Here is a 21,474-nt window from a genome sequence, read left to right on the forward strand (position 1 = left end):
GTTGGAAGTCCTTTTTATATTCCTGCTGGCGCTCATTATTGATTTGGTTTTTGGAGACCCGCCTAATGCTTTTCATCCGGTAGCCTATATGGGCAGGGTAATTGCCATTTTTGAGCGGGCAGGGTTTAAGGGCGGCCGGGTCTACCAGTTTGTTTACGGTATAGTCATGGTTTTTATTGCCATGGCACTTTTTTTTATACCGGTATATTTTCTGCTGGACTGGCTGCATGGAGTAAACAGTGTAGTTTACATAATAGTGTCAGCCGTTTTACTCAAGATGTGTTTTACGGTAACCGGCTTGCGTAAGGCCGCTTTGCTGATTAAACAATTGTTAGAAAAAGATGACATTGCCCAGGCCCGTTTTGAGCTCCGCTCACTGGTTTCACGTGATACCTCCAAACTGCCTCAGCCCAAACTGGTGGCGGCGGCGGTGGAATCTGTGGCGGAGAGTATCGGAGACGGGTTTGTGGCGCCGCTCTTTTTCTTTCTGATATTCGGCGTGCCCGGTGTTATGGCCTACCGGGTAGTTAGCACCTTTGACAGCATGGTGGGTTACCGCGGCAAATACGAATATCTGGGCAAGTTTGCCGCCAGATTTGATGATGTGCTTAATTTTATTCCGTCCAGACTGTCTGCCTTGTGCATACTGATTGCCAGCTTCTTTGGGCGTTACAGCCCGGCAGGGGCATGGCGGATAATGTGGCGTGACCACGCCAAGACCCAAAGCCCCAATGCCGGCTGGCCAATGGCGACTGCGGCCGGTGCCCTTGAAGTTTGTCTGGAAAAAGTGGGACACTATTCTTTAGGGGATAATATCAGGGAGCTTGTTCCCCAAACTATCAGCCGTTCGCTGCTGCTTATAAACAGTGCGGCCTTTATCTGGGTTTTAATAAGCGCAGGAGTGATTTATTTTGTCCGTATCGCCTAAGCCGCAGGTAGAAAAATTAAAGCCGTGTTACCACGGCGGGCCGAACTATGCCGAGCTTAGAAAACTGGGTATCAGCCCGGATGCGGTTATGGATTTTTCGGTAAGCTCAAATCCCTATCCGGTACCTGTTGAGCTTAAAAATGCCCTTTGCTCTCTGGTGATTGACCGCTACCCTGATTCAGATTCTGCCGAACTAAAAGAATACCTGGCGGGCAGGCTTTCGCTTAAGCCCGAAAACCTGATTATGGGCAACGGTTCTATGGAAATTATCCGTCTGGTTGCCGGGGCGTATTTCGGGGTGGGGGATACGGTTTTAATACTTAAACCCACCTTCGGGGAATATGAACTGGCAGCAGAAGTGGCCGGTGCGGATATAATTGAGCAGTGGGCAGACGAAGAAAGCGGATTCAAGTTTGATTTAGATGTGACCTGCCGTCTTATTAAAAAACACCAGCCCAAAGCGGTATTTATCTGCAATCCCAATAACCCGACCGGGGTTTATCTTTCTAAAGCGGATATTGAAAAAGTGCTGAGCGCCTGCACTGATACCCTGCTGGTGCTGGACGAAGCTTATATAGCCTTTGCTGAAGGCGGCTGGAATTCAACAGATTTGCTTGAAACGGGCAATATTATAGTTATCCGCTCTATGACCAAAGATTGCGCTTTGGCCGGGCTGAGGCTTGGTTATGGCATGGCTTCGGCGGAGATAATAACCAACCTTAAAAAGGTCTGTCCGCCGTGGAATGTTAATGCTGCCGCCCAGAAAGCCGGGCTTGTTTGCCTGTGTCACCCCAGCTATCTGGCGGAATCTGAGAAAAAGATAAAGGCCTCTAAGGAGTATCTCAGGCAGGGTTTTGCAGGCTTGGGCTTTAGAGTGCTGCCCTCCGAGACCAATTTTTTCCTGCTGAAAGTGAAAAAGGCCGCGGATTTCCGTTCGGCACTCCTTAAGCACGGGCTTATGGTGCGGGACTGCACTTCATTCGGTTTGCCGCAGTATGTCCGCATTGCTCCCCGCACCCAAAGTGAGTGTGAACGCCTGCTTGCGGTTGCGGCTGAATTGAAAAGTAAGTCTGAGATTTATCCAGCCTGATTGACTGGCAGGGTTTTGTCTGATATAGTTTTTAATGGTGATTAGCAAACGGAACACGGTTTGAATCCGTGGCGGTCCCGCCGCTGTAACCGGGGACTCTGGTTTCTTAAAGCACTTTTTGTGCGGCCACTGTCAGGGCAGTACCCTGATGGGAAGGGCGGAACCGGGGGATAATCCGGAAGCCAGAAGACGTGTTAACACCAAACCGGATACCTGATGGTAAAGGGGCCGGCTCATCTTGAAGATATTTTGAGATGTGCCAGCCCCTTTTTTATTTGGGCAGGCGCCAGAGGAGGATAAACTGAGCATAGCCTGAGATACCACTATGGATATTATGACCAAAGTTTTTAATATAGGAGTTTTAAAAATATGGAACTATTAAATGCAACACTGGCAAAGATACACGGGCTTGATAAAGAGGCCATGACCAAGGCTCAGGCCCATCAGGATATCCTGACTAAACCACAGGGTTCTTTAGGCAAGCTGGAAGCAATTGCGGTTCAGCTTGCAGGCATTCAGGGGGATGCCAAGCCCCAAACTGCTCGCAAAGCCATTATAACTATGGCTGGCGACCACGGTATTATTGATGAAAAGTTTCACAACTGGCCCAAAGAAGTAACCGCCCAGATGCTGCAAAATTTCGCCCATGGCGGTGCCGCCATAAATGTCCTTTCCAGACAGGTGGGGGCGCGTAATGTGGTGGTTGCTTTGGGGGTGGCCACCCCCATGGCGGAAGACCCGAATATAATCAACCGCAATATTGCCCCCGGTACCAATAACATGGTTTACGGTCCGGCTATGACCCGCGAGCAGGCGGTAAAAGCTATTGAAACAGGTATAGAGATTGTAAACGCCGAGGTTAAAAAAGGGCTGGATTTGGTAGGTACCGGTGATATGGGTATCGGCAATACTTCCCCCTCCGCCGCTATTTGCTCTGTTATTACCGGGCGGTCACTTGAAGAGGTAACCGGGCGGGGTACCGGTGCTTCAGACGAGCAGATGAAGCTGAAACGCAACGCCATTGCCAAGGCAATTTCCCTTAACAAACCCAATGCCCAAGATGCGCTGGATGTGCTGTCCAAGGTGGGCGGCTATGAAATAGGCGGTCTGGCAGGAGTAATACTGGGTGCGGCAGCTAACAGAGTGGGGGTGGTTGTAGACGGATTTATTTCAGGTGCGGCGGCACTTATTGCGTATACTATCTGCCCGCAGGCAAAGGACTTTATGTTTGCCGCTCACCAGTCGGTAGAGCCGGGACACCGTATTTTGCTTGAACACATGGGGCTGGATGCTATTTTGAAAATGGATATGCGCCTGGGTGAAGGTACAGGTGCCGCCCTTGCCATGAATATTATTGAAGCATCCAACCGTATCCAGCACGAGATGGCCTCTTTTGCAGATGCCGGGGTTTCCGAAAAGCAAAGTTAGGTGTATTCTGGTATAATCCCGGTTTGAGGAAATATATATGGGTTCATTCTTAGCGGCTTTCCGCTTTCTTACCAATATACCTGTCCCCTGGCTGAAAGAAGACTGGCAGGGGGAGAAGTCACATCTGGATTTTGCCCGCTCACTTGGCTTCTACCCCCTGGTGGGTTTAATTGTCGGGTTGATACTGGCCGTTTTGGGCTGGGTTTTCAGCCTTTTTTTACCAGATGTACTTACAGCCGCTTTGCTGACAGTAAGCCTGGTGGTGATTACCGGCGGTTTGCATCTTGACGGCCTGACAGATACCTTTGACGGTATTGCCGCCGGCCACAAGTCATTTGAACGCGCCCAGGAGGTAATGCATTTGCCGGGGGTGGGGGCTATCGGGGTACTTGCGGCAATCTGCCTGTTACTTTTAAAGTTTGCCGCTATCGTTAGCCTTCCTTCAGGTGGTTTCATAACCGGGCTTATCCTGTTTCCTGTAATCAGCCGCTGGGCTATGGTCTATGCGGTGGTTTGTTACCCGTATGTCAGGTCACAGGGTTTGGGCAAAGAGCTTAAGGGCGGGTCTGCAAAAGCCAGCTTGTGGCTTGCTACCATTTTCTGTCTGGCAGTCTGTGTAATACTGGGCGGCTGGGCAGGGTTGCTGGCTATGTTCGGCAGCTGGCTGCTGGTTATGTATCTGGCATCTTTCTTCAGACGCAGGCTTGGCGGACTAAACGGGGATACTTACGGCTCAATTAACGAATTTACCGAGGTAGCGGCGCTGATATTTATAGTGGCCTTGTCCGGGTATTTCAGTTGAAACAGAGGGAGTTTATAGCATGAAACTGATACTGGTGCGTCACGGGGAGACCGAAACAGATAACTGCCGCCGTTACTGGGGGCATAGTGATATCGGCCTTTCAGACTCCGGCCATGCTCAGGCTAACTCCCTGCGGGAATATTTGTCTGCAGTCAGGATAGATGCCATTTATTCCAGTCCTCTTAAGCGCTGCATGGAAACTGCTGAAACCATTGCCTACGGGCGGCCTCTTTCAGTCAATAAAAATAATGACTTGAAGGAAATAGATTTCGGGCGGGTAGAGGGCCTTACCTACGATGATGTTTTAGAACGCTACCCGGATATTGCCCAGAAATGGGCTGATGGCAGCTTTGACGTGCATTTCCCGGACGGGGAAGGCATGGAACATTTTGCCCAGCGGGTTGTTAAATTTGTAAAAATGCTCTCCAAGCACCGGGAGGATGAGACTTTATTGCTGGTGGGGCACGGGGGTGTTTTCCGTATCCTTATCTGCCATTTTCTGGGCATTGATTACAAACACTGGTGGCAGTTTACGCTGGGTGTTGGCTCGGTAACTGTTCTGGATATTTACCCTGAGGGGTCTATACTGGAAAAACTGAACGACAAGTCCCACTTGGGCTGATTTTTAACTTTTGTTCAGGCAGGGCGTTTTATAATACCGGAGGGTCATTAAAATGAATTATTTACTTATCGGCGGTGCCCGCAGCGGCAAAAGCAGTTATGCTGAGGAACTGGCCAAGTCTATAGGCGGCAATATTGTGTTTGTGGCAACAGCCGAAGCCGGTGATGATGAAATGAAAACCCGTATCCTGCGGCATCAGCAGGCCCGTCCGCCTGAGTGGGGTCTTATAGAGGCCAGTCTGGGGGTGGGTGAAAAAATAATTGCCCAGGGAAATAATGCCGATGTGATTATACTGGACTGCATTACCCTGCTGGTAAATAACATAATGTGCCGGTATATGCTTGAACATGGTGATGAGCTTACCGGTGATGCGGCTGACTATCTGGATGCGGCAGTTAAAAAAGAAATAAACGATGTTATAAAAGCTATGGAAAAGACGGGTGCGTCATTTATTGTGGTGACCAATGACGTGGGTGCGGGGCTTATCCCGCCCAATGCCATGGCCAGAATTTACCGGGATTTGCTGGGCAGGGCAAACCAGATGCTGGGTGCATATGTGGAATATGTGTACCTTATGGTGGCCGGACTGCCCATGCAGGTTAAGCCTTTGCTCCGCTAGGGGCAGTTTTATAGTAAACAGAATATGAAAAACCCCCGCTAAAGACGGGGGTTTTTGTTTATAGGGTATTAAAAAATTTATTTCTGGAGTAACTGGTCAATCTTCTGGCTTAAGGCAGATTCGGGTACTGCACCTACCACCATGTCAGCTACCTGACCTCCCTTGAAAAACAGCAGGGTAGGTATGGACATAACCCGGTATTGGGCGGCAGTAGTTTTATTTTCATCTACATTCAGCTTGCAAAATTTAAACTTACCTTCGTATTTAGTAGATAATTTGTCTATTATGGGGGCTACCATGCGGCAGGGGCCGCACCACGGTGCCCAAAAATCTACCAGCACGGGCTTATCTGATTTTAGTACCTCGGCCGCAAAACTCTGGTCGGTTATTTCCATTACCATCTTGTTTCTCCTTAGTGTATATTCCTGTCTCTTTTAATACTACTTTGAGGTTCATTTGCTGTCAAGGCGGCCTGAAACTGGCATCAGGCTTTAAACCTCATTATCCTCCAGGTTGCCGGAATTTGGTACGGCTACTGTTACCATGGTACCTACCTCCGGTTTGGACTGGATGGAGAGCCGCCCGCCAATAAGCTGTGCCCGTTCCTGCATACCGGTCAGTCCCAGTTTGCCCAGAGCGGCCAAATCTCCCACCCGTTCCGGCAGCAAAAACCCCCTGCCGTTATCTTTTATGGTCAGGGTGGCTTTGTATTTGCCGAAGTCTATATAAACCCAGGCTTTGGTTGCCTGAGCGTGCTTGCCTACGTTACGCAATGACTCCTGGACTATACGGAATAACACCAGTTCGGTTTCGGGGGCAAAACGGCGGATTTCCCCGTTTACATCTATATCAATATTTATGCCGAAGTGCTTTGAAAGGTCAGGTATCAGCCATTCCAAAGCCGGAATCAACCCCAAATCATCCAGTACCGAAGGCCGTAAATCCTGGGCAAAACGGCGGACTTCACTTAAGGTGCGGTTTACGTGGTTCTGCAGCTCTTCCAGTTCAGCCAGATTGTCTTCGCCCAGATTGGGGTTTTGGGTAACAAAGCGGTCTATGGCTCGTGATATGACAATCAGGTCCTGAGCGGTATCATCGTGCAGCTCCTGGGCAATACGGCGGCGTTCGTCTTCCTGGGCTATAGTGATTTGTTTAAGATAAAAACGCAGGTTTTGCTGCATACGCTGAAGTTCGCGCTGGGCGGTTTCCATTTTTAGGTAAGCCTGCTGGCGGTGTTTTTTATCAGTCTCATAGCTTTCCAGCCAGAGGTTTACTACCAGCCCGATGATAATAATGCCGATAATTTCAATAATATCATCAGGGGTGACCGTATCAGTCACGAAAATATTCGGAATAATAATAGCAATAGCCAGTACCAGGGAGAGAAGTCCCGGTCTTAAGCCAAATACCAGAGCGGTGTAGGTAACCGGCAGCAGCATTATAAGCCGTCCTACCGAATGGCGGGTCAGGTACAGAAAAGAATCAGGTTCTATCTGGCCGATAAAGGGCAGTAGCTGGGGGTAATGCAGGAAAAAACCGCCGGTAAACAGCAGTATCAGTATCCAGATATGCACATTGGCAAATAATCTGGGCAGGCGGCGGATTTGGCTGTAGAAGAAACTAAATACTTTTTTCATAGGGTAATATCAAGTTCTAGGGCAAATCTTCCATAATAAACCAGCCGCGTTTAAGCCCGTAGAGAATAGCTTCAGTCCGCGACCCTACGGATAACTTTTTGAAAATATTGGAGAGATGGGTCTGAATGGTGCGGTTGGATAAATAAAGCTGGTCGGCTATATCTTTGTTGCTGACACCCCGGGCAGCCATCTTAAGCACTTCTATCTCGCGGTCGGTAAGCGGGTTTACGGCTGAAACCTCTTCTGTTTTAGTGGCTTTGTTAATCAGCTGGTCAATAACCCGGCGGGTGGTAGAGGGCTGAAGTACTGATTCTCCGGCATATACAGCCCGGATAGCTTCCAGCAGCTGGGTACCTTTAACATTTTTCAGCAGAAAGCCGGCTGCGCCTGCTTCCAGTATGGCCAAAATGTATTGTTCAGATTCGTAGACGGTAAGTATAAGTATGGCCGTGGTGGGCAAAAGCTGTTTTATTTGTTTGGTGGCCTCAATCCCGTTTAAGCGGGGCATGGCAATATCCATAACAACTACGTCAGGGTGAACCTTCATGGACATTTCCACTGCCTCAACCCCGTCTGAGGCTTCGCCGACGACCATCATGCCGGATTCGCGCTGGATAAGCTCACGCGTGCCCTCACGCACAATTACGTGGTCATCTGCCAAAAGCACCTTTATCATCTGGGTAGTTTGCATTTCATTTCCCTCGTTCTAATTATATACTCAGGACTGGGCTGCTTCAACGCATTTATCAGACGGCATATCTTCAAGGGGTTTTTTGGCTGAGCCTGTGGCCAAGGTTCTGGCAGATTTCGGTAATGGCTTCAGTATCCAGATAATGTGAAATGGAGCGGTCAAAAATAATATTGCCCTCCGGGGGGAATTCATCGTCTCCCTGCCAGAATACCAGCCAGAGGGGCAGTCGGGGCAGGGCTTGAAATAAGAAACTCATATCAGCCTGGTCTGTTTTTTCACCGCCTAGTGACAGAGCGGATAAGCTCAGTTTAGCCCTATCTGCGGTATAAAGGGCTATCAGCCCTTTGAGCACTCTGTTATAGAAAACAGGCTGGTAGTTGGCACCCTCAGGCAGTTCTTTAAAGCTTATCTGTTCGTGCAGAACCGGTGTCCCGTCTGCCTTTAGCAGGTAATGCAGTATCAGGGCTTCTTCACGCAGGGACAGGTCTGTATCAGGGCTGGTTACGGCTGCGTTCCGGGTGTCTACCTTTACCTTAAACCCGAAATATTCCAGCTGGATAAAGGGCGGCTGGAATACCGCACCTGAGTTTTGGCATATCTTATTAAAATCCTGCGTAGCCAGAAAACGGCTGCGGTTAAGTTCAAGGGTGCGCTGGGTGGCCAGCTCAAAATTGCGCTGGTCAGGCAGGCGGAAACCTTCTCCTGAATTTATCATTTAACCCTCCGGTTTATGTTAGGGTTTAAACTGCTTTAAATAGGCCGGTATATGGGCGGCTTCACGCGGGCCGACCATTATCTCCCAGCCGGACAGCTCTTCTTCCAGACCACCGCTTTCCATTGAGGCGTAGCCCGGTATAATCAGCTTGCGGTGGTTGATTTTAGCGGCAATACCGCTGTTTTTTACAAATTTGCCAATGGTATCCGCCCCGAATTTGCCTGCCGCCCAGGCGGTCATGACCGAAAGCCCTTCGGTGTCTTTTATCATCAGGTAACAGGGTACGCGGCTGTTTTCCATCTCACCGGAGACAATAAAATATGTCAGCGAAAAATTGCAGGTGAGTATGACCGGTGAACTGGCATCCGGGTTGTTTATTTCATAAATACCCTCGGTAGTAGCCAAAGGCCGCTGGGGGTCAGTGTAAAGGTTCATACGAGTTACCAGCAAAGGGAACAGGGTTTCGCCGCTAAAGTCAGACAGCACCAGTATACCGGCGTATTTGGCAGTCAGTATGCCGGCAAACAGTGATTCTTTCATGGGGTCTTGGGTCATCTGGCCGGGGAAATTGATGACCGGAAAACCCATGGGGCGGAATTTTTTCAAAATGGCTGAGCGCCTTATGGCAACATTGTCAGATAAGGCCTGTTTTAAATTTTCGGCAGAGCTGTCAAGCACAATATCTTTTATTCCCAGTGATTGAAGCTTGACGCTAAGGTCAGCCAAATCTGCCAGGTTAGCCGCTTTGGCTACCAACGGGCAGTTGTATTTTTTAGCCAGCTCTGCCATTTCGCTGCTGTTTTCGGCTGTGGCGGCGTAAAGAAGCGGTTTGCGTTCAGCGCAAATCTTCAAAGATTCATCAAGTACGGCGGTATCAGCACACATCAGCATGAGGCTGGCCGGGCATTTTCCGGCGGCCAGTTTGACCAGCTTCAGGTATTTTTCACCTGAGCCGCTGTCTGCCCTGAGTGCCAGCATATCCGGCTTCAGAATAGCACCCACCCGTTTGTACTGAAAACGGTTGAAAGAGGCCAGTTTGGCATCCTGTTCCGTCTCGCTCAGGCTGTCTGAGATGAGCAGGGCAATACCCGGCTGGTGCTCAAAGCGTTTTTCATGGCGGTGCATGACAGTTTCGCCGCCGGTTTTAAAAGAGTAATCACCGGTACCTATGCTGACCGTTCTGACCGGGGGGGCGGAAGCTTCCTCCAGCTTCTGTTTGGCTTCTTCCGAAACGTAAGGGCAGGCAGAAAGTTCAGCCCGGCCTCCTGCCAGACTCATGGCAAATGCCAGACAGGTGGGTACGCCGCATTCGCCGCAGTTAGTTCGGGGTAAAAATTTATAAATCTCTATACCGGTAGGTGACATAATATCAAACGGGCTCCTTTCTAGATAAGTGGCTCAAGGGTCAGCGCCGGGTGTTGTTTTGCTTCAAGGAAGGGGAGTATTTCTTCCTCGGTAGTGCCTACGCTTTCGTCTGCAATCCGCTCCAGTAAATCCGGTATACCCAGTTCGGCGGCTCTGGCATTAAACCGTTCCCGTATCTCGTCTTTCAGGGATTTGGGCATCCAGACCAGCCGGAGCAGTCCGTCTTCGGCGGAGATAAATTTGCGTTGGGTAATATTGTATTTGCTGTGGCCCAGAAAACCGGGGGTGGTAATGCCCCCGCCGATAGTCCCGGCCAGAGTAGTAAATTTCATACCGCAGGGGGTCATACCGGCGTATTCCCGGTTTACGGTCATAATCCCGTTGCACAGGGGGAGTATGGCCGCAATACATTCGCAGCAGCCGCAGGTGGTCATGGGGTCATGGATTATGCTGTAAAGATTGTAATGGCTGACCACCCCGCCGGATGTTTTTTCTACAAACTGGTTTATACCTGACCATTGCCCCAGCTTGGCATCAATAACTGCCCCCTTGTTTACCGGCTGGTTAGGCCCTAAATTATTAATCTCGTTGGAAGCCCGGCAGTCCATCCAGTTGTAAGCCCCGCACAGACCGGTTCTTTCGGGGCTGACTATGCAGACATGGCTGGGGGCAAATGACTGGCAGAGGGTGCAGGAATAAAAAGTCTCGGTATTTTCGTCAGTCATACCTTCAATGCGTTCATCCCGCTTGGCATAAATCTTTTTGGACTGCCCGCTTATCTCGGCCACTTTTTCAGGGGTGGTATATAGTTTTATCTGTATTTTATCTACTATACCGCCGAAATCCTGATGCAGTTTGGCATGGAGAATAGAGCCGATATGCTTTAAGGAAAAGCCCTTGGCGGCTGCGCCTTTGCTTACACGCAGCCAGGCTATATCCCTCTGGCCGATATGCATAACACCCTGGGCGTAGTTCAAGAGGTGGTGTATCTGGCGTTCCAGTATAGGTTCGTAATCTTCATTCATTTTGTGTCCGGCTGCTTCTACCACTATAGCCAGCGGCAGGCGGGAGCCTTCGGGCACATCTGATATATCCTGCCCGAACAGTTCTATTTTGCCGTCGGTAACATCATCCATTCCGGCGGTTGTTACCAGCTCTACCATCTGGGTGCGTCCGCCGCCGCATTCCAAATATATCTGTTCACCCCGTACCCGTTCGCCTTCGTAGGCAGGGCCGTAAGCCACCGGAACAGGCACTTTGGTTATATTTACTTTTATTCCCCGGACGTCCATAGCCTTGGAGACAATACGGTCATAAGGTATGCCTGCCAGCACTGAATCAACCGCCTCCACCCCCGGCAGAATGGGCAGCACGGATTTGTCCGCAATTATGGGGAAGCCGAAATTTAGCGCCCCGGCGGCATTGGCATACCATTCGTCACTTATATCTCCCAGCGGCATAACAAAGGCCTTTATGCGCTCCTGGCTGTATTCAAACAGTTTGGCCCGGTTGCCCGGCTCTACATTGCCGAATGACAGGGCAACCCTGACGGCAAAGCCGAAGGCAAAAATAGCGGCGGTGGGCTCATCCCCGAAGGAGACCAGGCGGGGTGTCCAGCCAAGCTCAACCCCGGCATCAGCCAGCTGGCTGGCAAAACGCTTGCCTTGAGATTCACCGCACATAAACGTATACAGGTTTTTCTGCTGAAGCTCGGCGGCTATGCTTTCGGCGGTGGCGTTATCAGGTGCCGCACCTATAATGGCGGCAAAACCGGGGGCGGTGCCGTCTACAAACTCTACCCCGCGTTTACGCAGAATAATATCATCAGCCGCACCCAGCCAGATGTTATCCGGGGTGGGGTCTTCGGTATTGGTGTAATATTCCGGCTGGTTCAGATAATGCAGAGCTTCCAGCATTTCCTCTGCAAACAGGGTGGCCAGACCGGCCTCCAGCACCGCACCCAGCTCGGTTACCTCTTCGGCTTTTACCTCCGGCGGGGGCAGCATCTTGAAGCATTTATCAAAAACGGTCTCCATATCAGACAGTTTTTCAACCTGAATACCCAGTATGCCGTAAATAACCGGCAGGAAATAGGCGGTATTCGGGAAACCCACTGCTGTATCAGGGCAGTTTGCGGCTAGTGTTTGTTTAAATATTTCATAACTGGCATTTACTATGTTTCTGGCGCCATTTATAGAAGCTTCGGCTACGGTATTACTCATTTTTCATGTCCCTCCTTGATAATCAGGGAATTACCTGTAAGTGCACTACGCGGGCGGGGTTAGCTAAGTTCGTCTATCAGTTCACCCGCCAGCCGCATGGATTCCGGATGGCGCATTACCAGTATATCCGCCCCGGCAATAAGTAAAATAGCAGCGGACATAGCTTCAATCATAATAGCCCGTTTTTCGGTATGGCCCATTTCCGGGCTTTCCGCTTCGGGTATTTTGGCTTCTTTGGTTTTCCAGGCTTCCCGCCCAATATTGCAGATAAGGGGGTACTGGAGGCGTTCGTCCTGCTGGGTGAGCGCCGCCAGACGGATGCGTTCTATCACCGAATACGAATATTCTATGCCGTATCCTATGCTGCTGACAGTGGGGTCCATAATAAGCCCTTCGGCGGGTACGCCCAGATTGCCCAGCAGGATATTAAGCTGTTTAGCCAAGTTTATATCTATGGGTGACGAAGCGATAATAGTATGTTTATAGGCCATGGCCTGGGCGGCTATTTTCTTATAGTCACCCTCTTCCACCGGCCCCAGTATAAGCTTTTTATCAGGGCAGGCTTCACTTGCCTTGCGGAGTACTTCGGTGTCCTTTTCATGGTTAGCCGTTCCCCAGACTATCAGGGGTACATCCACGGCATCTGCCACTTCCCGGACAATTTTGGCAGATTCTTCGGCAGAACGGTCAAGCCCGTTCGGGTCAGTGCTTTCCAGTTGAAGGCAGATAAGCTCCGCCCCGTATGTATCAACACATTTTTTAGCCCAGCTGACCGGGTTATTGACTGCATCCCCAAAGGGCTTTAAAACATCTTCCGGCCAATCTTCGGGCGGGGTATCCTGTATTTCCATGGCTATTTTAGGTTTGCGGGGCATTTCCCCCTCAAACAGGTAAAAGGGCATGGAAGTTTCACCGCCTACAGTGACGGCTTTCGGCCCTTCACCCAGAGTTATTTCCTTGATACGTCCGTTGTAGTTTATTTTAGGTATTTCAAATGCCATAAACTTTCCTCCATACGGGGGTTAAAAGTATTTGTCTATTTTACCAGACCGGCAGCCCTTTTGGCGGCAGTCAGGGTATTTAGCATAAGCATAATAATAGTCATAGGGCCTACACCTTTGGGTACGGGGGTAATGGCAAAGGCTTTTTCCTTGACGGCTTCAAAATCAACATCACCGGAAAGTATCCGCTTGCCTTCGGGTGTGTAGCCTATACAGGTTGTGCCTACATCTATCACCACCGCGCCCTGCCTGACCATATCTGCGGTGATAAATTTGGGTTTGCCCATGGCGGATACCAGTATATCTGCCTGCGAAGTTATCAGCGGCAGGTTTTTAGTGCCGCTGTGGCAGATAGTGACTGTGGCGTTTGCCCCCGGGGCTTTTTGCAGCAGAATATTGGCTAGCGGCTTGCCGACCAGATTGCTCCGCCCCACTATAACCACATGGGTGCCCTCTATCTTTATGCCCGAGCGGATTAAGAGTTCCTGAACGCCGTGCGGGGTGCAGGGCAAAAAGCAGGGTTCACCCAGGCACATTCTGCCTACGTTTACCGGGTGGAAACCGTCTACATCTTTATCCGGATTTATGGCATTTAAGACCAGATTTTCCGAAATCTGGACGGGCAGGGGTACCTGTACCAGAATACCGCTTATTTTGGGGTCTGTATTCAGCCTGGCTATCAGGGTCAGCAAATCCTCGTTGGTGGCACTCTGGGGCAGCGGGTGATGCTCTGAATATATACCCAGATTCTGGCACATTTTTATTTTGGAGTCTACATAAGAGTGCGAAGCAGGGTCATCTCCCACCAGTACGGTGGCCAGACCGGGTACTATGCCGTGCTTGGCTTTAAGTGCAGTTACTTCACTGCGTATCTCTTCGCGGATGGCGGCGGCTATTTCTGTGCCGTTTATAATATGTGCGCTCATTATTCTGATACCTCTGTACGGTTTTTAATGCCAAGCCGGGTTGAAAGTATTTTGGCCACTGCCTGCACTGCCGGAGAGTTGTCAGGCAATTTAAGCAGGGGGGTTTGCTTCAGGTCAAATTCACGTATCATTTCATCTGCCGGTACGGTATCTGTATAGGCTATGCCCAGTTTATTAATCTCCGCTTCCAGACGCGGGTCAAGCGTTCCGGTGACCATGTTTATGATAACAGAAATCTGGCTGACATTAAGTTTCATTTCATCTACCAGCTGGCGTATCCGCCCCAGTGTCCGCACCCCTTTGACCGAGTGGTCAGATACTATAAAAAGGTGGTCTACATTCTGGGTGGTGCGGCGGGAAAGGTGTTCCATACCGGCCTCGTTATCCATAACTACATAGCGGTAGTTCTGGCTGAGTTTGTCTATATAACTGCGCAGGATGCTGTTAGGGTAGCAGTAACAGCCATCACCTTCGCCCCGGCCCATGCTTATCATATCCAGCCCTGTGCTTTCCGCCAGAGTGGTATTCAGCTGATATTCCAGATAAGCTTCTTTGGTCATGCCGGGCGGCAGGTTTAATTTCACATTGTTAAAGCTGGCTATCAGCCCGCCCACAGTCTGCGGCACGTCTAAACCCAGGCTTTCCCCCAGATTGGCGTTGGCATCAGCATCTACCGCCAGCACCGGGGTGAGAGAGTTTTTTAAAAGCTGGCGTATAATCAGACTGGAAACGGATGTTTTGCCTACCCCGCCTTTGCCTGCCAGTGCAATAGTATAGGTCAAGTATTGCCTCCGTTAAATTTACTTAAAGCGGCATATACCTCAGGGAAATCACTGGATTTGGTATGAGGCAGGAACATGGCCGCCATATAGTTATCCATAAAGCTGGTGCTTTCAGACAGCTCTACATTGGTCATCATTTTGGCGGCGGCAGCGGCCTGTGTTTGGGCATTGGCATCAAAAGCACACAACCTGGCACCCGCCAAAGAGCCGTTGCCTACAAAAATGAAACGTTCTTCGGGAAGTTCGGGCAGCAAGCCTATATTGATAGCTTTTTTAATATTCAGTTTGGCACCGAAAGTCCCGGCAATAATCACCTTTTCAAGGTTGTCAAAACTGGCGCCGGCATTTTCCAGCAGTGTCTGGTAACCGGCATACATGGCAGCCTTGGCCCGGATAAGGTTGTCTATATCTACCTCTGAAAGGGTTATATCCTGTCCCTGCCCGAATTCGCGGCCAAAGGCCAGTACATATTCGCAGCCGTCAGCACCTTTGCGCAGGCGGCTGGTTTTAATATTTGAGTTGTATTTGCCGTTTTGCCCCAGCAGGCCGCATTTGAGCAGGGCGGATACCGTATTTATAAGACCTGCACCGCAGATGCCCTTGGGACTGCCGCCGCCTATAATGCTAAGTTTGGGTTCAAAATTTTGGGTATCCAGTTCAATATCTTCTACCGCCCCCGGTTTGGCCAGCATGCCGTTTTTTATGCCGCCGCCCTCAAAAGCCGGCCCGGCAGAGCAGGAAGCAGTTAGCATAAAGTCTTTGTTACCGACTACTATTTCCCCGTTGGTGCCAATATCTATATACAGCACCAAACCTTCCCGGCGGGGGATATTGGTGCTTATTACTCCGGCCACTATATCACCGCCCACATAGCTGGCAACGCAGGGCAGGGTGTATATATATGCCTGCGGGCAGATGCTCAGATTTATATGGCGGGCAGGTATCAGCGGCAGTTCATTTGCCGCGGGTACGTACGGGGCAAGCCTGAGGTGTTTGGGGTCAAGCCCGTAAAGCAGCTGGGTGATGGTGGTATTGGCGGCTATGGTTGCAAACGAAATATCCTCCGCTGTAAGACCGTATTCGGAAAGCATGGCGTTACCCAGATTGTTAAGGGTGTTTACCACTGCCCGCTGAAGCTGAATAAGACCGCCCTCTCTGGCAGCATAGTTTATCCGGCTGATAACGTCTTCCCCAAGGGGTATCTGACCGTTATATTCGGTTGCCTGTGTCAGCACCTTAGATTCGGTAAGCTCCACTAGCTGTCCGCGGACACCGGTAGTGCCTATATCAAAAGCAAAAGCGTATGTTGCCTTAGTCCGGTCTCCCGGTTGGATATTTATTATCTTTTCCCCGAAGGGGGTTTTAAGCAAACTCACACTTACTTCCCAGTTATTTTCCCGCAGGGTTTCGGAAAGACCTGAGAGAAGGTGATAATCTATATCCGGCTCTGCCGGACACACAGGTTTAAGAAAACGTTTTAATCTGGCAAGGTCACTTGCGTTATCCGTACCGGACGGGGGGGTAAGTTTCAGCAAAACCTTTCGGAGAGGCAAAACGGCTTTATCTTCAGCAGATTCAGGCTGGCTTTGCAGGGTGCAGCTTATAGTATCACCGCTTAGGGCGGTATCAAAACGTGATTCGGCCAGAATCTCCACTGTTACGTTTGATATAAGACGGCTCTGGCAGGCCAGCCGTATTCCCTGGGCAAACTCTTCAGCGCTTATCTGGAGGTGGTCTTCGCACTCCAGTTCGCCTTCCACCAGTTTTATACGGCAGCGTCCGCATACGCCTTCGCCCCCGCAGGAGGCACACAGCCCTGTTCCGGCGGCAATAGCCAAATCAAGCAGGCTGTCCCCCTTCTGGCCATTTATAATTTTATGGCCGGGCTCAAAGCAGACGCTAAATCTCTTCTCGGTCATCTTACTATTTTATCAGCTTTAAACAGATTAGACCAATTTAGAACAGACCCTTAACCTTGCCGGTGTGAGTGTCTATATCTATCCGCCTGAAATTGGGGTCAGACGAAGTGCCGGGCATAAGTTTGATATCCCCCGCCACCGGCACTACCAGGCCTGCCCCCATATAGGTGAGTATATCACGTATAGGCAGAGTAAAGCCGCCGGGGCGTCCTTTAAGTGCGGGGTCATGCGATAGGCTGAGGTGGGTTTTGACCATACAGCTGGGCATAAACTGGGTGTTGCCCGTGTTTTCCAGGCGGGCAAGTTTTTCCAGGGCTGTCTGGGTGTAGGAAACGCCGTCTGCCCCGTAAACCTTTCGGGCAATGGTTTCAATTCTTTCCCTCAGCGGCATATCTTCGGGGTAAAGGAAATGAAAGTCATTAGGTTCGTTACAGGCATCTATCACTGCTTCGGCCAGTTCGGCTGCTCCTTCACCGCCGTTTGCCCAGTGATAGGAAACAGCTACTCTGGCACCTGCCTGTTCGGCTGTGCGGCGGATAATATTTATTTCCTGAGCTGTGTCTGCGGCAAAGTGGTTTATGCAGACCACCGGGTTTATGCCTGCCGTTTTTACGGTCTGGATGTGGGCAAGCATATTCTGGCAGCCCTTTTCCACCAACGCCGCATTGGGAGTGGTATAGGCCGGGTCAAGGGGGGCGCCGGGAGTTACTTTGGGCCCGCCGCCGTGCATCTTTAAAGCCCTGACCGTAGCCACAATAACTGCACAATCCGGTTTTAAGCCGCTTAAGCGGCACTTTATATTCCAGAACTTTTCAAAACCGATATCCGCCCCGAAACCGCTTTCGGTCACATGGTAATCAGCCAGCTTAAGTGCCAGCCGGTCAGCCACAATAGATGACTGCCCGATAGCAATATTGGCAAAAGGCCCGGCATGGACAAACACCGGCTGGCCTTCTATAGTTTGAAGTAGGTTCGGGTTTACCGCCCGAAGGAGCAGGGCGGTCATGGCGCCGTCTACCTCAAGGTCTGCGGTGGTAACCGGTTCGCCGTTTTGGCGGTAGGCTACAATTATTTTGCTCATGCGTTCCCGCAGGTCTGCCAAGCCGGTAAAAACCGAAAGTATGGCCATAACCTCTGAGCTTACGGATATGCCGAAGCCGGAGTGCATCTGGTAGCCGTCTGTTTTACCGCCTATACCCATTATGATTTCCCTGAGGGACTGGGCGCAAAAGTCTATTGCCCATTTCAGTTCCACTCTGGCGGGGTCTATATCCAGCCGTTTTAAACTGCGGCTGGACAGAAATTCATCTGTATTATTCGCTTCGTGCTGAAGTCTGGCCTGAAGGGCGACCATGGCCAGATTGTGGGAATTGGTAACAGCATCTATATCCCCGGTCAGCCCCAGAGTAAAGGGTGAAAGCGGCAGGCACTGGGAGCGTCCTCCTCCGGCTGCCGAGCCTTTTATATTGAAGGTGGGGCCGCTGGAAGGCTGGCGGATTGCCCCGGTTACTTTCTTGCCCAGATTGCCCAGCCCCTGCACCAGCCCCATAGTGGTGGTGCTTTTACCTTCACCCAGCGGGGTGGGGGTAATGGCGGTTACATCTATATACTTGCCGTTTGGTCTGTCTTTCAGGCGGGTAAGTACCCCGGCAAAATCCACTTTGGCAACATATTTGCCGTGGGGGATTATCTCATCTTCGGTCAGGCCCAGTTCCTCAGCCAGCATTTTTGACGGCTTCAGGAATTCTTCGGCCTTTTCGGCTATTTCCCAGTCTTTCATCAGGCCGGGGTCAAGGTCTTTTAAGTGTGATTTGCGGTTATTTATAGTCAAAATACTCCCCGTAAAATCTTTAAAAGGTACTGAACCCAGTATATCAGACAGCCCCTTTTTTGCAATGATTTAAGTATAGAAAATGGTAATACGAAAGGCTTTTCCTGCCGGTTCTGGTATAATAAAAAAATGCACGAACTATTGCCCTTTTACGGCAAACGCCAGAAGTCATTTCTGAAGTGGTATATGCGTCTGGCATCACTCAGCCGCTGGCCGCTTGCAGGCGGTCTGGTAAAGAAATATGCCAACCATTATGCCCGCAAACAGCATGGCGGGTATTTGCTGAATCTGTCCGAAGCCAAAGAGATACTGGACATGTCCGAAAATATTTATCTCGGCCCGTGCAGCTGCCGTGAGGTTTTTAAAAACTGTGATGCCCCGGTTATGGCGGAGATTATAATAGGGGCGGGCGGGCATGTCTACCGGGATACACTCGGGAAGTTTAAGCCCATCAGCCGTGAGCAGGCACTGGAGGTTATTATTTCCTGCCAGCAGGCCGGGCTGATGACCACCCTGGTACACTGCAAAGAGCATTTTTATTCTATCTGCAACTGCTGCCGCTGCTGCTGTGTGCCGTACCGTCTGAAGCACCAGTACGGCATAGAGTTTGCCCTGGTACGGGATAAAAATATTGTTAACCGTTTTGCACAGTTTCTAAAGGAGGAAGGCCTGCATGGAGTACCGCAAGATATACAGCCGCCTAAAACCTGAGCTTCTTTTTGATACCCTTAAAGACTTAATCACCAAACATGGCGGGCATCTGGAAAGTGCCAGCAGTGACAATTATTCCGTAACCGACTCTTCTTCAGATTTCATTTTCAAAGGCACAATGGTCTTCAGCCGGGTGAAAAACAGCTCTGCTGCCTGTGCCAGTGTGTATGTAATGGGGTCTGAACGTAAGGACAGCCGGGTAATACTGGATATAGAGCCGGGTGCTTTCGGCGAGGCGGCTGTAAAATGCCTGCTGGATGAGGTGGATTTTTTGCTGGGTGAATACGAAAAAAAATAGCTTTCAGCGTTTGAACAAACACAATGTATAGGATATAATCTTTTCTAATTGTCTTGACTAAATTTAGAAGGTGCGCATGCTTAAAACTCATAGCTGTGCCTTAACTCAGGAAAATATTGGCACTGAAGTTACTCTGGCAGGTTGGGTACACCGCCGCCGAGACCATGGCGGGGTTATATTTATTGACCTTCGTGACCGGGAAGGCATTGTTCAGGTGGTATTTAACCCCGAACAGTCCGCTGCCTGTCTGGATATCGGTAAAGAGCTGCGGAGTGAATATGTCCTGCAGGTAAAAGGCACTGTCAGCCACCGCCCGGCCGGTACGGAAAACAGCCGTATGCCCTCCGGTTTGGTGGAAGTGGTGGCGGAAGATGCCAAAATCTTAAATACAGCCAAAACCCCGCCCTTTTATATTAACGAAGAGGTAGAGGTGGACGAGAGCCTCAGGCTTAAGTACCGCTATCTGGATATACGCCGCCAGGGCATGAAAAACAACCTGATTATCCGCCATAAAACTGTCAGCTTTATGAGGCAGTTTTTAAATGACCGGGGTTTTATAGAGATTGAAACCCCCATTCTGATTAAAAGCACGCCTGAGGGGGCGCGTGACTATCTGGTTCCCTCCCGCTTGTTTCCGGGGCAGTTTTTTGCCTTGCCCCAGTCTCCCCAGCAGTTAAAACAGCTGCTTATGGTGGCGGGTATGGAAAAATACTATCAGGTCGCCCGCTGTTTCCGTGATGAAGACTTAAGGGCAGACCGCCAGCCGGAATTTACCCAGCTGGATATGGAAATGAGCTTTGTTGACGAAAATGATATGATGCAGCTCATGGAAGACCTGTTTACCGGGCTGGTAGCCAGTGTCCGCCCGGATATGAAATATAATAAAAAGTTTCCCCGTATCAGCTTTGCTGATGCTATGGAGAAATACGGCTGTGACAAGCCTGACCTTCGCTTCGGTATGGAACTGGCAGATATTACCGATATCGGCGCTTCCTCGGCTTTCGGTGTTTTCAAAAATGTGGCTGCCCAGGGCGGGGCTATCAAAGCCATTTCCGCTCCCGGTTGCGGCGGGTACAACAAGAGCCAGCAGGAAGAACTGATAAATCTGGCTAAAAAGTACGGGGCGGCCGGTTTGGTACCCATTTCACTGGGTGCGGAAAGCGGAGAGCTTAAAGATTTGACTATGGAAATGGTTAAATCGGTAGCTGCCAAGTACCTTACTCTGGAAGAAATCAAAACCATAGCCGAACGCAGCGGGGCTAAGCCGGGTGACCTTATTTTGATTGTGGCCGGTGCCCGTAAAATGGTAAACAGCGTACTGGGGGAGATGAGAAACCATCTGGCTGCAAAGCTTGGTTTGTGTGATAAAAATGAACTCAGTTTTGCCTTTGTGGTAGACTTCCCTCTCTTCCAGTGGGATGAGGAAGGCAAACGCTGGGATTCGGTTCATCACCCCTTTACCGCTCCGCTTGAGTCTGACCTGCCCCTTATGGATACCGACCCCGCCAGGGTAGGCAGCCGGGCTTATGACGTGGTTTGCAACGGCTATGAGATTGCCGGCGGCAGTATCAGAATCCACCAGGCAGACCTGCAGAGGAAAGTATTTCATCTGCTGGGGTATAATGACAAGCAGATAAATGAACGCTTCGGCCACCTGCTGGAAGCTTTTGAATTCGGGGCTCCCCCCCACGGAGGTGTTGCCCCCGGTATAGACCGCTTTGTAATGCTGCTGGCAGGGGAAACTTCCATACGTGAAGTCATACCCTTCCCCAAGAATCAGGCCGCTCAGGACCTGCTGTTCGGGGCTCCGTCAGTGGTAGATGACAAGCAAATAAGGGATTTACATATCCGTATTCAAACGGAAAAAGAATAGTTTTTTAGATTGAG

The 21,474-nt window shown here is 50.3% G+C and carries 20 protein-coding genes and 1 riboswitch; of the genes, 9 read left to right on the forward strand and 11 right to left on the reverse strand.

From position 1 onward, the window contains the following. Position 1: 1 nt before the first annotated feature. From ACE6F3_RS05480 to cobU, 6 genes are all read left to right on the forward strand, one after another. Positions 2–928, forward strand: a complete 927-nt coding sequence (locus tag ACE6F3_RS05480; RefSeq protein WP_077975207.1) for a cobalamin biosynthesis protein — start codon at positions 2–4, stop codon at positions 926–928. After that, entirely contained in the window at positions 912–2,018 is a 1,107-nt protein-coding gene (locus ACE6F3_RS05485; RefSeq protein WP_077975208.1) for a histidinol-phosphate transaminase, read from the forward strand. The genes ACE6F3_RS05480 and ACE6F3_RS05485 overlap by 17 nt, the downstream gene beginning before the upstream one ends. A gap of 15 nt (positions 2,019–2,033) precedes the next feature. After that, positions 2,034–2,232, forward strand: a riboswitch (cobalamin riboswitch). A gap of 155 nt (positions 2,233–2,387) precedes the next feature. Continuing rightward, positions 2,388–3,446 (forward strand): nicotinate-nucleotide--dimethylbenzimidazole phosphoribosyltransferase, encoded by a 1,059-nt coding sequence (gene cobT, locus ACE6F3_RS05490; protein WP_077975209.1) that lies wholly within the window; start codon positions 2,388–2,390, stop codon positions 3,444–3,446. A 37-nt stretch (positions 3,447–3,483) separates the two neighbouring features. Further along, positions 3,484–4,248, forward strand: a complete 765-nt coding sequence (cobS, locus tag ACE6F3_RS05495) for an adenosylcobinamide-GDP ribazoletransferase (protein ID WP_077975210.1) — start codon at positions 3,484–3,486, stop codon at positions 4,246–4,248. Positions 4,249–4,267: 19 nt separating this feature from the next. After that, the gene (gene cobC, locus ACE6F3_RS05500) at positions 4,268–4,870 is read left to right on the forward strand and encodes an alpha-ribazole phosphatase (protein ID WP_077975211.1); all 603 of its coding nucleotides are present in this window, start codon (positions 4,268–4,270) and stop codon (positions 4,868–4,870) included. Between the two features lie 52 nt (positions 4,871–4,922). Continuing rightward, positions 4,923–5,489 carry a bifunctional adenosylcobinamide kinase/adenosylcobinamide-phosphate guanylyltransferase gene (cobU, locus tag ACE6F3_RS05505; RefSeq protein ID WP_077975212.1) on the forward strand — a complete coding sequence of 189 codons (567 nt, stop codon included), beginning with the start codon at positions 4,923–4,925 and terminating at the stop codon, positions 5,487–5,489. 77 nt (positions 5,490–5,566) lie between these two features. On the opposite strand, the gene trxA is transcribed toward cobU, so the two are convergent. From trxA to ACE6F3_RS05560, 11 genes are all read right to left on the reverse strand, one after another. After that, entirely contained in the window at positions 5,567–5,890 is a 324-nt protein-coding gene (trxA, locus tag ACE6F3_RS05510) for a thioredoxin (protein WP_041341732.1), read from the reverse strand. Between the two features lie 90 nt (positions 5,891–5,980). After that, on the reverse strand, positions 5,981–7,126 hold the full coding sequence (locus tag ACE6F3_RS05515) for a sensor histidine kinase (protein ID WP_010936437.1): 1,146 nt from the start codon (positions 7,124–7,126) through the stop codon (positions 5,981–5,983). Positions 7,127–7,142: 16 nt separating this feature from the next. Next, positions 7,143–7,817, reverse strand: coding sequence for a response regulator transcription factor (locus tag ACE6F3_RS05520; protein WP_324665207.1), 675 nt, complete (start codon positions 7,815–7,817; stop codon positions 7,143–7,145). A 70-nt stretch (positions 7,818–7,887) separates the two neighbouring features. Next, positions 7,888–8,532, reverse strand: a complete 645-nt coding sequence (locus ACE6F3_RS05525; RefSeq protein WP_077975213.1) for a DUF3786 domain-containing protein — start codon at positions 8,530–8,532, stop codon at positions 7,888–7,890. An 18-nt stretch (positions 8,533–8,550) separates the two neighbouring features. Beyond that, complete coding sequence (acsC, locus tag ACE6F3_RS05530) at positions 8,551–9,897, reverse strand: acetyl-CoA decarbonylase/synthase complex subunit gamma (RefSeq protein ID WP_077975214.1); 1,347 nt, start codon at positions 9,895–9,897, stop codon at positions 8,551–8,553. Positions 9,898–9,917: 20 nt separating this feature from the next. Further along, complete coding sequence (gene acsB / locus ACE6F3_RS05535; protein WP_077975215.1) at positions 9,918–12,119, reverse strand: acetyl-CoA decarbonylase/synthase complex subunit alpha/beta; 2,202 nt, start codon at positions 12,117–12,119, stop codon at positions 9,918–9,920. Positions 12,120–12,178: 59 nt separating this feature from the next. After that, the gene (locus ACE6F3_RS05540) at positions 12,179–13,120 is read right to left on the reverse strand and encodes an acetyl-CoA decarbonylase/synthase complex subunit delta (protein ID WP_077975216.1); all 942 of its coding nucleotides are present in this window, start codon (positions 13,118–13,120) and stop codon (positions 12,179–12,181) included. Positions 13,121–13,155: 35 nt separating this feature from the next. After that, the gene (locus tag ACE6F3_RS05545) at positions 13,156–14,046 is read right to left on the reverse strand and encodes a bifunctional 5,10-methylenetetrahydrofolate dehydrogenase/5,10-methenyltetrahydrofolate cyclohydrolase (RefSeq protein WP_077975217.1); all 891 of its coding nucleotides are present in this window, start codon (positions 14,044–14,046) and stop codon (positions 13,156–13,158) included. Beyond that, complete coding sequence (locus tag ACE6F3_RS05550) at positions 14,046–14,828, reverse strand: AAA family ATPase (RefSeq protein ID WP_010936444.1); 783 nt, start codon at positions 14,826–14,828, stop codon at positions 14,046–14,048. The genes ACE6F3_RS05545 and ACE6F3_RS05550 overlap by 1 nt, the downstream gene beginning before the upstream one ends. Beyond that, positions 14,825–16,747 carry an ASKHA domain-containing protein gene (locus ACE6F3_RS05555; protein ID WP_077975218.1) on the reverse strand — a complete coding sequence of 641 codons (1,923 nt, stop codon included), beginning with the start codon at positions 16,745–16,747 and terminating at the stop codon, positions 14,825–14,827. The genes ACE6F3_RS05550 and ACE6F3_RS05555 overlap by 4 nt, the downstream gene beginning before the upstream one ends. Positions 16,748–16,784: 37 nt before the next feature. Beyond that, positions 16,785–18,578, reverse strand: a complete 1,794-nt coding sequence (locus ACE6F3_RS05560) for a formate--tetrahydrofolate ligase (RefSeq protein ID WP_103908379.1) — start codon at positions 18,576–18,578, stop codon at positions 16,785–16,787. 129 nt (positions 18,579–18,707) lie between these two features. On the opposite strand from ACE6F3_RS05560, the gene ACE6F3_RS05565 reads away from it, so the two are divergent. The 3 genes from ACE6F3_RS05565 to aspS all read left to right on the forward strand — a co-directional run bounded on the left by ACE6F3_RS05565 (position 18,708) and on the right by aspS (position 21,460). After that, the gene (locus ACE6F3_RS05565; RefSeq protein WP_096476586.1) at positions 18,708–19,289 is read left to right on the forward strand and encodes a ferredoxin-like protein; all 582 of its coding nucleotides are present in this window, start codon (positions 18,708–18,710) and stop codon (positions 19,287–19,289) included. Then, entirely contained in the window at positions 19,252–19,587 is a 336-nt protein-coding gene (locus ACE6F3_RS05570) for a hypothetical protein (protein WP_041223348.1), read from the forward strand. Before ACE6F3_RS05565 ends, ACE6F3_RS05570 begins: the two co-directional genes overlap by 38 nt. Positions 19,588–19,663: 76 nt before the next feature. Continuing rightward, positions 19,664–21,460: an aspartate--tRNA ligase gene (aspS, locus tag ACE6F3_RS05575; RefSeq protein WP_096476587.1), complete on the forward strand. Its 1,797-nt coding sequence runs from the start codon at positions 19,664–19,666 to the stop codon at positions 21,458–21,460. Positions 21,461–21,474 lie beyond the last annotated feature (14 nt).

The organism is Dehalococcoides sp. THU4 (assembly GCF_043231265.1).
GTDB classification, from domain to species: Bacteria; Chloroflexota; Dehalococcoidia; order Dehalococcoidales; family Dehalococcoidaceae; genus Dehalococcoides; species Dehalococcoides mccartyi.

What these genes read in the sequence shown, in the direction of transcription:
- cobU (WP_077975212.1), top strand. Translation starts at nt 4,923, where the DNA reads ATGAATTATTTACTTATCGGCGGTGCCCGCAGCGGCAAAAGCAGTTAT.
- aspS (WP_096476587.1), top strand. Translation starts at nt 19,664, where the DNA reads ATGCTTAAAACTCATAGCTGTGCCTTAACTCAGGAAAATATTGGCACT.
- ACE6F3_RS05525 (WP_077975213.1), bottom strand. Translation starts at nt 8,532, where the DNA reads ATGATAAATTCAGGAGAAGGTTTCCGCCTGCCTGACCAGCGCAATTTT.
- cobT (WP_077975209.1), top strand. Translation starts at nt 2,388, where the DNA reads ATGGAACTATTAAATGCAACACTGGCAAAGATACACGGGCTTGATAAA.
- cobC (WP_077975211.1), top strand. Translation starts at nt 4,268, where the DNA reads ATGAAACTGATACTGGTGCGTCACGGGGAGACCGAAACAGATAACTGC.
- cobS (WP_077975210.1), top strand. Translation starts at nt 3,484, where the DNA reads ATGGGTTCATTCTTAGCGGCTTTCCGCTTTCTTACCAATATACCTGTC.
- ACE6F3_RS05545 (WP_077975217.1), bottom strand. Translation starts at nt 14,046, where the DNA reads ATGAGCGCACATATTATAAACGGCACAGAAATAGCCGCCGCCATCCGC.
- ACE6F3_RS05540 (WP_077975216.1), bottom strand. Translation starts at nt 13,120, where the DNA reads ATGGCATTTGAAATACCTAAAATAAACTACAACGGACGTATCAAGGAA.
- ACE6F3_RS05515 (WP_010936437.1), bottom strand. Translation starts at nt 7,126, where the DNA reads ATGAAAAAAGTATTTAGTTTCTTCTACAGCCAAATCCGCCGCCTGCCC.
- ACE6F3_RS05570 (WP_041223348.1), top strand. Translation starts at nt 19,252, where the DNA reads ATGGAGTACCGCAAGATATACAGCCGCCTAAAACCTGAGCTTCTTTTT.
- acsB (WP_077975215.1), bottom strand. Translation starts at nt 12,119, where the DNA reads ATGAGTAATACCGTAGCCGAAGCTTCTATAAATGGCGCCAGAAACATA.
- trxA (WP_041341732.1), bottom strand. Translation starts at nt 5,890, where the DNA reads ATGGTAATGGAAATAACCGACCAGAGTTTTGCGGCCGAGGTACTAAAA.
- ACE6F3_RS05520 (WP_324665207.1), bottom strand. Translation starts at nt 7,817, where the DNA reads ATGCAAACTACCCAGATGATAAAGGTGCTTTTGGCAGATGACCACGTA.
- acsC (WP_077975214.1), bottom strand. Translation starts at nt 9,897, where the DNA reads ATGTCACCTACCGGTATAGAGATTTATAAATTTTTACCCCGAACTAAC.
- ACE6F3_RS05565 (WP_096476586.1), top strand. Translation starts at nt 18,708, where the DNA reads ATGCACGAACTATTGCCCTTTTACGGCAAACGCCAGAAGTCATTTCTG.
- ACE6F3_RS05555 (WP_077975218.1), bottom strand. Translation starts at nt 16,747, where the DNA reads ATGACCGAGAAGAGATTTAGCGTCTGCTTTGAGCCCGGCCATAAAATT.